At 34.8% G+C, this 9853-nt stretch carries 12 protein-coding genes; 10 read left to right on the top strand and 2 right to left on the bottom strand.

The window, feature by feature from the left end; translation table 11 throughout:
• Window positions 1-779: acetyl-CoA carboxylase carboxyltransferase subunit alpha (locus tag ABH961_RS21040; protein WP_404519923.1), on the top strand; the 779-nt coding region annotated here is incomplete at its 5' end.
• Window positions 780-1347: 568 nt separating this feature from the next.
• Here the strand turns inward: ABH961_RS21040 and ABH961_RS21035 are convergent.
• Together ABH961_RS21035 and ABH961_RS21030 are read right to left on the bottom strand one after the other, a co-directional pair.
• Window positions 1348-1650, bottom strand: coding sequence for a hypothetical protein (locus ABH961_RS21035; RefSeq protein ID WP_000717613.1), 303 nt, complete (start codon window positions 1648-1650; stop codon window positions 1348-1350).
• Window positions 1651-1805: 155 nt separating this feature from the next.
• On the bottom strand, window positions 1806-2003 hold the full coding sequence (locus ABH961_RS21030; protein ID WP_002096482.1) for a hypothetical protein: 198 nt from the start codon (window positions 2001-2003) through the stop codon (window positions 1806-1808).
• Window positions 2004-2528: 525 nt separating this feature from the next.
• Here ABH961_RS21030 and ABH961_RS21025 point away from each other — a divergent pair.
• The 9 genes from ABH961_RS21025 (at window position 2529) to ABH961_RS20985 (ending at window position 9826) form a co-directional block, all read left to right on the top strand.
• On the top strand, window positions 2529-3038 hold the full coding sequence (locus tag ABH961_RS21025; RefSeq protein ID WP_098080520.1) for a DinB family protein: 510 nt from the start codon (window positions 2529-2531) through the stop codon (window positions 3036-3038).
• 533 nt (window positions 3039-3571) lie between these two features.
• Window positions 3572-3877, top strand: coding sequence for an arsenical resistance operon transcriptional regulator ArsR (gene arsR / locus ABH961_RS21020; protein ID WP_048543675.1), 306 nt, complete (start codon window positions 3572-3574; stop codon window positions 3875-3877).
• A 60-nt stretch (window positions 3878-3937) separates the two neighbouring features.
• On the top strand, window positions 3938-4375 hold the full coding sequence (locus ABH961_RS21015; RefSeq protein ID WP_048543677.1) for an ArsI/CadI family heavy metal resistance metalloenzyme: 438 nt from the start codon (window positions 3938-3940) through the stop codon (window positions 4373-4375).
• An 18-nt stretch (window positions 4376-4393) separates the two neighbouring features.
• Window positions 4394-5434 carry an ACR3 family arsenite efflux transporter gene (gene arsB / locus ABH961_RS21010; protein WP_098080522.1) on the top strand — a complete coding sequence of 347 codons (1041 nt, stop codon included), beginning with the start codon at window positions 4394-4396 and terminating at the stop codon, window positions 5432-5434.
• Window positions 5435-5459: 25 nt separating this feature from the next.
• A complete protein-coding gene (gene arsC / locus ABH961_RS21005) occupies window positions 5460-5864 on the top strand; it encodes an arsenate reductase (thioredoxin) (RefSeq protein WP_098848167.1) in 405 nt (134 codons plus the stop codon).
• A 140-nt stretch (window positions 5865-6004) separates the two neighbouring features.
• On the top strand, window positions 6005-6835 hold the full coding sequence (locus tag ABH961_RS21000; protein ID WP_098132409.1) for a GNAT family N-acetyltransferase: 831 nt from the start codon (window positions 6005-6007) through the stop codon (window positions 6833-6835).
• Between the two features lie 56 nt (window positions 6836-6891).
• The gene (locus ABH961_RS20995) at window positions 6892-7875 is read left to right on the top strand and encodes a phosphotransferase enzyme family protein (protein WP_404519919.1); all 984 of its coding nucleotides are present in this window, start codon (window positions 6892-6894) and stop codon (window positions 7873-7875) included.
• A 55-nt stretch (window positions 7876-7930) separates the two neighbouring features.
• Entirely contained in the window at window positions 7931-8530 is a 600-nt protein-coding gene (locus tag ABH961_RS20990; protein ID WP_098080528.1) for a DJ-1/PfpI family protein, read from the top strand.
• Window positions 8531-8830: 300 nt separating this feature from the next.
• A complete protein-coding gene (locus ABH961_RS20985) occupies window positions 8831-9826 on the top strand; it encodes a CgeB family protein (protein ID WP_098848173.1) in 996 nt (331 codons plus the stop codon).
• Window positions 9827-9853 lie beyond the last annotated feature (27 nt).

The raw sequence follows: 9853 nt of genomic DNA, 5'->3' as shown, positions 1-9853 counted from the left end.
AACGAGTTCAAATTGCAAGGCTACGTAACCGACCCACGACATTGGACTATATACCTTTATTGTTTACAAACTTTCTCGAACTTCATGGTGATCGATTATATGGTGATGATAAAGCAATGATAGGTGGTATTGCAAAATTTAAAGGAATGCCCGTTACGGTTATTGGTCATCAAAGAGGTAGAAATACAAAGGAAAGTATAGAAAGAAATTTTGGAATGGCACATCCAGAAGGTTATAGAAAAGCGCTAAGACTTATGAAACAAGCTGATAAATTTAATCGCCCTATTATTACATTTATTGATACAATAGGCGCCTATCCAGGGATAGGGTCTGAAGAACGTGGAATTTCTGAAGCGATAGCTCGAAATCTATTTGAAATGACTACACTTAAAGTGCCAATTGTTTGTATTGTAATTGGAGAGGCATCAAGTGGTGGAGCTCTTGGCATTAGTGTCGGTAACCATATCCATATGTTAGAGTATTCATGGTACTCGGTAATTTCGCCAGAAGGAGCAGCATCTATCCTATGGAAGGACGCTAAGTATGCTCCAGAAGCTGCTGAACATATGAAAATTTCAGCAAAAGATTTAAAACATTTAGGAATTATTGATGAAATCATTCCTGAAATTAAAGGTGGAGCACAAAATGATATAAAATCACAGGCAAAAATGATTGAATCTGTAATCGAATCATCTCTAAAAAAATTGATACTATTATCCTCGGAAGAGCTTATACAACAGCGGTATGAAAAGTATAGACAAATAGAGAATTATAAATGAAAATATTTAAAGTCCGTATTACATTTTGGAGGATTCTCGCAAAAAAATTCTAAATGTTTTGTAAGTAACCTCTTAAACTGGGATATGCTGATACTATTACTCTACAAAAGATGTGTGATCGGTATGGAAAAGGAAAATTTGTTCAAATGGAAGCATTATCACATACCCATCAACTTAAGAAATTGATTGTTCCCCAAAACGAAAAAATGAGCTGAATTCTCATAAATAACTGTAAAGATGCGGGAATTTTGTTATGGGGAGTATCTCAAAAGCTTAGGTTGATGGCAATGGGGTACCGCCAACAAGACGCGAATTTTGCACTCTAAGCAAAAAAACAATAAGCTGTCCACATGGACAGCTTATTTACATAATTCTCGTTATTGGAAGTAATGTAAACCCCTCTTATTGGGGTACGAACACTGTTCTTGTTATAATTAATTTTTTTCAGAACGTCTATAATCCTCTTTTAAAAAATATATGTAAATATAATAAAAAACGAATGATTAATAGAAATATTCTACGCCACTCGTTTTTTATTGGACTTCTTTTTACTGTACTTTTATTTTCTTTATGGGTTATTAGAAAAATAATTGTCTATATAAGTCTTTATTTTTTCAAAATCCTTTTCCATAAATAAGATTGCTGGTACTTCAATTATTGGAAGATTATTTTCATTATCAAAAGGTGGACACGGTTTGGGGACTACCAAATAGTCAACTGAGTTTTTATCCCTAATATAATTAATTGAAACATCATAATACTTAGAAAAATATTCCTTCAAATCATCCTGATTCCTTAAAAATGGTAGAGAAAATATTGAACCATAATTTATACCAGCGTCGACAATTAATACAAAGCATATTTTTTTCATGATACACTCTCCTCGTATAATAAGTTTTAAGTTAATAACTGTTCCTTGAAAATTAAATAGTTTTTATCTTCAAGAGCTAGATCCAAAAAATGATGTATGGGTAAAATTTAGTCTTGGATACTGGGGGATTTCCCTACCTTATTCAAAGAAAGGCATTACATGCTATTCCGAATGCAATAAAACAAATAAAATACTAAGACAACAACAGTAATAATACTCGATGCTGTTTTGAAAGTTTTGTTTTCATACGTTTTATTTAACAAGAAGAAGAACAAAACGACCCAGACCCCGTTGGAAAAGAATGATGTTAGTGCATTGAAAACAACTCGAAACGCAAACATAGAGTCGTCCATTAGTTTTTCACCTCTCTTTTTCCTTATTATACCATTTATAAAAAGTGATGTATCGTGTTTTTCTTGTATATTCTATACATGTGAGGTTAACATAACTTCCTATTGTCGGTAGCAAGTTTTTCATAGACTCCTTGTTTTTACTAAATTTTTTGTCTCTATGTCTATCTATCACTTATATAAGATTTTATACATCATTGATATAGCAGAGATTCTAGGGATCTTCGCTATTCTTTTTTGTATAAAAAAGTAGTTAGACTAGTGTGTTTTACTCCGGTTCATTTCAAAATATAATTGAAAATTCATCTTTAAATTAAAAAAGAAAGTGTTACCTATATATTAATAACTTCGAAATATTGTATAACAGATAATTTTTATTGTGCTAACGAATCAGGATAGTGTGGCGACTGACCAACTAAATAGTTGCTTATCCTCGATTATTAGAAGGGAAGTTCTATCGTTTCGCGAATTTATTATACATAGACGAGCGCTATAATTTTCTATATGTACATAAAGAGGTGACTACGAATGAATCAAAGACCGTCAGAAGAAGAATACGCCGGGAACTCCGGCGAATATATCCGTTTGGTGCCGGACGGTAACATCATCGACATTTTGCTCGCCCAGGAAAAGCAAATGACCGAACTCCTGGCATCGTTGACTGAAAGCCAGGCCGCATATCGGTATGCGGAAGGAAAATGGACGCTGAAAGAAGTCGTGGGCCACATTGCAGATGCGGAACGTGTCATGACCTACCGCCTGCTCCGGTTCGCAAGAGGGGACCAGACGCCTCTGACTGGTTTCGATCAGGAATTGTTCATGCCTCCTTTTGGAAGCTGGACAACCGAGCAATTGGCCGAAGACTACCGGGCCGTACGGCAATCAACGATCACATTGCTGCGCGGGCTACCGGCGGAGGCGTGGACCCGCAAGGGCACAGCCAACGACCTAAGCATTACGGCGCGCGCCCTCGCGTACGGTATCGCAGGACACGAACTTCATCACATGGGGGTCATCCGAAAGCGGTACTTGAGTTAATCGTCGGGTGAGGCCTTTGGAATGGAACTAACACCTCTCATACAACCTTATATACCGTTCTTATTGGGGTCCCGCCCCACAACCATCAACTTAAGGATTTAGTCTATTTTTGAAATTAAAAGCACATTACTATTCTCTTATGTTAATGAGAAAGGATGACGTGCTTTTTATGAATATGCACCAAAAACAAGAGTTATCTTTATTTGCCGAAGCGTTATATCGATTTTTTTCATTTGGGGGTATTTGTTTTTCTTAGCTTGATGGTGATGGGGCGCTACTCTAAAATGGTCAAATTAAAATTTAAAACAGTTATAGAGACTCCATTCCTCGGACATATTGTAACTATTCAGTTGTAAAAAGAACCGTAGTTTTTCATTTTTGAAAAAGCTATGGTCTTTTTTAATTGTAACAAAGATAGGATGCGAGGAAGGTTTTTATAAATCAAAAAACTTGATGAACTAGTTGCATATAAAACTCATCTGCGTATATACTATAAATATCAAAAAAAATTGATGAAGGGAGAGTGAACTACAGTGGCACAGGATTTTAAGTTATATGAGAAAAAGTTTAAAGCGTTGGCTGATCAGAAGCGTTTAGAGATTATGTATGAGCTTTGTCAGCGGGGCCAGACTTGTGTATGTGATTTAACAGAGGTTTTTGAAATGACGCAATCTAAGTTGTCCTATCATTTAAAGATTTTATTAGATGCAGGTTTAATTGTAAAAGAAACAAAAGGTACGTGGAGCTATTATGATTTAAATGATGCGGAAGTAAACAATTTATTATCAGAAGAATTATGTTGTATTTTTAGAAAAACAGGTAAAGGTAGCTGTTGTTAAAATTTTGTACTATTAATCAAAAAAAATTGATTAATATCATATAAAGAGGAGGAATAAGCTATGAGATATGTTCACGTTGGTATAAATGTTACGGATTTAGAGAAGTCTATTGAATTTTACGAAAAGGTATTTGGTGTGTCACCAGTTAAGGTAAAAGTGGATTATGCAAAATTTTTATTAGAGACGCCAGGACTTAATTTCACGCTGAACGTACGAGATGAAGTGAACGGAAATCAGGTAAATCATTTCGGTTTCCAAGTGGATACAGCTGAAGAGATTACATTGCATAAAGAAAGATTAGAAAAAGAAGGTTTCTTTGCACGTGATGAGATGGATACAACTTGTTGCTATGCAGTGCAAGATAAGTTTTGGGTAACGGATCCTGATGGGAACGAGTGGGAATTCTTTTATACAAAAGCACAGAGTGATGTTCATAAAATTGAAGAGCCATCTTGTTGCACGACTTCTAACGTAGTAGAACAAAATTCTTGTTGTTAATAGGAGATGGAAAATAAAATGAAACGTTTATCTTTTCTAGATCGATATTTAACACTATGGATTTTTCTAGCTATGGCTGTTGGGATTGGTTTAGGGTTTGTATTTCCTAGTGTAGTAGATGGACTGAATACATTACAAGTTGGAACAACGTCTATCCCGCTAGCTGTCGGTTTAATCGTCATGATGTATCCACCATTAGCAAAGGTTCGTTACGAGGAAATGGGTCGAGTATTTAAAGACGTAAAAGTATTAGTTTTATCTTTAGTACAAAACTGGATTATTGGACCTGTACTTATGTTTGTTTTAGCAATTATTTTTCTTCCTGATAAGCCAGAATATATGGTCGGGCTCATAATGATTGGTTTAGCACGTTGTATTGCAATGGTAATTGTTTGGAACGACCTTGCAGACGGGGATAAAGAGTATGCTGCAGGTTTAGTGGCTTTTAACTCAGTATTTCAAATGTTATTCTTCTCCGTTTATGCATACGTGTTTGTAACAGTCATTCCAGAATGGTTAGGAATTGAAGGGGCTATTATTGATATTACAATGGCAGAAGTAGCGAAATCCGTGTTTATCTATTTGGGAATTCCATTTATAGCAGGTATGTTGACGCGATTTGTACTCGTTAAGTTAAAAGGACGAGAATGGTATGAAAAGGTGTTTATACCGAAGATCAGTCCACTTACATTACTTGCATTACTATTTACAATCATCATTATGTTCTCTTTAAAAGGGGAAATGATTGTTAGCGTGCCGCTAGATGTTGTAAGAATAGCGATTCCGTTATTAATCTATTTTATTGTCATGTTTTTTGTTTCTTTCTTTATGGGAAGAAAAATTGGTGCAAACTATCCGGTGACTACAACGTTAGCATTTACAGCAGGTAGTAATAACTTTGAGTTAGCAATTGCTGTAGCAGTTGGTGTGTTTGGCATTCATTCAGGCGCAGCATTTGCAGCTGTTATTGGTCCGTTAGTGGAAGTACCTGTAATGATTGCACTTGTAAACGTCGCTTTTTGGTTTAAGCGTAAATATTTTAATGATCAACCAGTATAATTTAAAAACAAAGGCGGAAAACAACATGGAAAACAAAAAGACAATCTATTTCTTATGCACAGGAAATTCATGCCGAAGCCAAATGGCAGAAGCATGGGGCAAACAATATGTAGGTGATAAGTGGAATGTATATTCTGCAGGAATCGAAGCACACGGAGTAAATCCAAATGCTGTTAAAGCGATGAATGAAGTAAATATTGATATAACGAATCAAACATCAGATATAATCGATTCAAATATTTTAAATAACGCTGATTTAGTCGTTACCCTTTGTAGTCATGCAGATTCTGTTTGTCCGTCGACACCTCCACACGTAAATCGTGTTCACTGGGGATTCGATGATCCAGCAGGAAAAGAGTGGTCTGAATTCCAACGTGTTCGCGATGAAATTGGAGAACGTATAAAGCAATTTTCTGAAACAGGGGAGTAAATAAAGGAAAGAGCCAATCTTCTATCGTATAGGAGATTGGCTCTTTTTTATTGATTTAAAGCAACTATTAAAATGAATAGAGAATATTCTGTCATGATGGTAAAGTTAGAATAGAGCAGTTTCAGGGAGGGGCGTAACATATGATTTCTGAATTGAAAAAGGATGATTATTATAAATGTAACAGTTTACTAAATGAAAAAGGGAAATTAGAAGTAAAGGCTGTAATTGCAGGATTGAATCCTGGTCGTATATTTGTAGATAACATCTATTCTCCTAAATCAGGACTTATTTGGTTAGGGAATAATGATGGCTTCTTTTTTATAGGAAGTGCAGAAAATGAAAAGTTTAATAATGAAATGAATAGTTTTATTGATAATGTGATAGAACCTGAGGCGAGAAGGGCTGGACTAAATTGCTTTGAAGCAATTGGTAATCATTCAAAGTGGAATAAAACAATCGAAAAAATATTTCAATATCGTAAATTAAAGAGTTGGAATCAAAGAGTGTATACGCTAAAGGAAGAGGATTATGAGGGGAATCATGAACCTAAAATGGAACAAGGGTATACAGTGATAAAAATGAGTAAAGCTCTCTATGAAAATCAAGGGGATGTATTGAAGAATATTGAGTTTTTACAATCAAAAATTTTAGAGTTTTGGTCCTCACCTGATGAATTTTTTAACGAGGGAATAGGCTATTGCATAGTTTTTGAAAACATGATTGTAAGTGTTTGTTTTTCGGGGTTCGTCTTTGACAATATACATTGCATAGATATTGAAACGATAGAAGATCACCAAGGGAGAAAATTAGCTCAAACGATAGCTCATAGTGTCGTAAAAGAATGTTTGGAGAATAATATTATTCCATATTGGGACTGCATGGAAATAAATAAACCTTCTGTGGCCGTTGTAGAAAATGTAGGTTTTACAAATGTGTTTAATTATGTAGGTTATTATTTTCCTTTTGAGTAAATGAAGTGTATGTTAAAAAACTATCATCGAGGGTTTTCACATGAAAGGAAAATAGGATGAAACAAATAATAAAAGACATATTAATAAACTACTTTAAAGAAATTCATTCACTAATAGTGGAAGAAGAACTACATAAAAACAGTTGGCATACAGATTTGCATTATAAAATCATCGTAAATGGAAATCGATATTCCGCACGGTTTATAAATAGCGATCGAACAAGCAATCCGGCCTTTGGGATGTTATCAAATGAACAATTGAAAGAGCAAGTACGGTTTACGTATTATTTACGAGAGCATGGAATTCCGTTTATGCAAATTAAGGAGAATATGGCGGGGGATTGCTTTACATTACTCACTTGGAATGACGAACAGTACCGGTTTGTATTGTCTACTTGGATTGAAGGGGAACATATTACTCATTGTACAGAAACGATGGCAGAAGTCTTTGGAAAGGAAGCAAGAAAGATACATGATATTTCTAGTACGTTTCAAAGCCCGATTTTTCAAAAGAAATCTCATTTAGATGGATATGGTGAGTTTATAAAGCTATTAGACAATAAAGGTGGTACATGCAAGGAATTGCGGGGGTATATAGAGCTTGCTAAGTATCATATAGAATGCGCACATACGAGTGATTTGGAGTTTATTGTACAAACTGATTTAAATCCTTTAAATGTCATTTGGGATTCAAATCAATGTGTAAAAGGGATTGTAGATTTTGAATCGATTGGATATGTAGATCGTATGGAAGGGTTAGCCTTTTTATTAAAGTGGTATTCCCGAAAGGAAGGAATAGAGTCACATGTAGTATGTGCGGAAATTGCTAGAGCATTTTTAGAAGGGTATAAGGCCCATAATATTTTAACATCAAATGATTATAAAAGACTTTCTTCATTATTATGGTTATCCGGTAGTTTAAATTGGAACTTTGTGAAGAAAACGCTACTTGTAATAAGTGATGAGAGGGAATTGGAAAAACATTTGGAAGTTTATAGAGTGAGAGGAGAGAGACTATCTTCATTGTTAATTTGTAGATAACATTTATTCTTCTAATTTTGGATGCGAAAAAGAAAGTATATGAGGTGTTCAAAAAATGAAAATACAAATTGTATTGTTTGATGGTTTTGGAGAGCTTGTCTCTTTTGCACCTTTTGAAGTATTGAAAAGAGCGATAGAAGAAGGGGCTCCGTTTACGGTTGAACTCGTAGCAAGTGAACCGAAACAAGAAGTTACTACTTCATTTGGAGTGACGGTTAAACTACATGATTTTTTACGAATGGATAATCGCCCAGATTTGTTAATTGTACCTGGTGGAGGCTGGAATCATAAAGCTGAGCAGGGGGCGCGAAAGCAAGCTGAACTTGGTACTTTGACTAAAATAATTAGAGAGATGCACAATGAAGGAACGATCGTTGCTGGAGTTTGTACTGGAGGTATGTTACTAGCTGCATCCGGTATATTGAATGATAAAAAGGCGACAATGCATCATTTGGCGCAGAATGAAATGAGTGAATATGGAGCAGAACTGCTTCCTTACAGAATTGTGGATCAAGGGAATGTTATTAACGCAAGAGGAGTTACTTCAGGAGTTGATTTAGGACTTTGGATCACGGAAAGATTCGCAAGTCCTAAAATTGCAGCTGCTGTTGAATATAGAATGGAATATGAGCGGCGAGGTGTTGTTTGGAAATAATTTGATCTTAACCATGTTTTTTGCTGTAGAGTGTATTAGATATTGTAAAAGAGAAAGAGCCAACTCATACGAGCAGGCTCTTTTTTTACGTATTCATTTTCTATGTTTAATAATTGGGCTGAATATAACCTAATTTTAATCCCTTCGTAACAGCTTCCAAAATCTCGTTAGCCTGTAAAATGAGGGGAAGTGCAACATAATGGACATAAACGGTGCTTATACATGTAAAAGAAGATGTTATGAAAAATAAAGACTGCTAATTTTCGTGCACTTTGATTATGTAGAAATAGGGGAGATGACATGAAAGACAATACGCCTAAGAAAATTTTATTTATTCAATCAGGCATTCCTTTTTATTATCCAATGATCGAAGAAGCAATTTTGAATAGTTTACAAAAGGTAAACAGTAATACAATTATGGTAAACCCGGAACGAGCGATAGAAACCGCATTAAAAATGAAACCGGATTTTATTTTGGTACTCGGTGGTTTAAACGAGGGAATTATTAGTGTCATGCCAGTACTAAAGAGTGCAGGTTTTACTACTGGACTTTGGCTGACAGATGATCCGTATTATACGGATGTAACACAACATCTTGTGCCGTATTATGATTACATATTTACACAAGATTTAAATTGTATCAAGTTTTATAGAGCGTTAGGATGTAATAATGTGTTTCATCTTCCGTTAGCAGCAAATCAAGATGTGTTTAAACCTTCTCAGAAAGAAGATACATATAAGTATGATCTTAGTTTTATAGGCACAGCATTTGAAAATAGACTTACCTTTGTTGATTCTATTTCAGGGTATTTAGCAGAAAAAAACATAAAAATTGTGGGATTCGGTTGGGAGAAGTTAAAGAATTACGAAAGGTTAAAGGATAAAATACAAATTTTGCCACTTGCAAAGTATGAAGATGCGTTACAATTTTACGTATCAACTAAAATCAATATAAATTTACACCGTTCACCAAATGATCAGGAATTGAATTGTAATGCTGCAAATATCCAAGCCTATTCAGTAAATAATAGGACGTTTGAAATTAATGCCGTAGGTTCTTTTCAATTAACTGATATACGACCAGATGTAGCGAAGCATTACATACCTGGTGTTGAAATAGAAACGTTTAATAGTGCACGGGAGTTTATACAAAAAGCAGAGTATTATTTGGAACATGTACAAGAAAGAAAACAAATAGCAAAAAATGGACTGGATAGAACTTTGAGAAATCACACATATGATAAACGTATAGTACAATTATTAAACTATATTAATTTCATAGGCGTGAAGATGTAATCTAACCATTAACTTAAATGATAAGCG

Origin of the sequence: Bacillus sp. RC251, assembly GCF_044908765.1 — a bacterium.
Taxonomy (GTDB): domain Bacteria; phylum Bacillota; class Bacilli; order Bacillales; family Bacillaceae_G; genus Bacillus_A; species Bacillus_A wiedmannii.
Note: the sequence above shows the minus strand (reverse complement) of the source record. Positions and strands in the feature narration are given on the sequence as shown.

Bases quoted from the DNA above. Each gene is read 5' to 3' on its own strand.
- ABH961_RS21000 (WP_098132409.1), top strand. From the start codon at position 6,005: ATGATTTCTGAATTGAAAAAGGATGATTATTATAAATGTAACAGTTTA.
- ABH961_RS21035 (WP_000717613.1), bottom strand. From the start codon at position 1,650: ATGAAAAAAATATGCTTTGTATTAATTGTCGACGCTGGTATAAATTAT.
- ABH961_RS21015 (WP_048543677.1), top strand. From the start codon at position 3,938: ATGAGATATGTTCACGTTGGTATAAATGTTACGGATTTAGAGAAGTCT.
- ABH961_RS20995 (WP_404519919.1), top strand. From the start codon at position 6,892: ATGAAACAAATAATAAAAGACATATTAATAAACTACTTTAAAGAAATT.
- ABH961_RS20990 (WP_098080528.1), top strand. From the start codon at position 7,931: ATGAAAATACAAATTGTATTGTTTGATGGTTTTGGAGAGCTTGTCTCT.
- ABH961_RS21030 (WP_002096482.1), bottom strand. From the start codon at position 2,003: ATGGACGACTCTATGTTTGCGTTTCGAGTTGTTTTCAATGCACTAACA.
- ABH961_RS21025 (WP_098080520.1), top strand. From the start codon at position 2,529: ATGAATCAAAGACCGTCAGAAGAAGAATACGCCGGGAACTCCGGCGAA.
- ABH961_RS20985 (WP_098848173.1), top strand. From the start codon at position 8,831: ATGAAAGACAATACGCCTAAGAAAATTTTATTTATTCAATCAGGCATT.
- arsB (WP_098080522.1), top strand. From the start codon at position 4,394: ATGAAACGTTTATCTTTTCTAGATCGATATTTAACACTATGGATTTTT.
- arsC (WP_098848167.1), top strand. From the start codon at position 5,460: ATGGAAAACAAAAAGACAATCTATTTCTTATGCACAGGAAATTCATGC.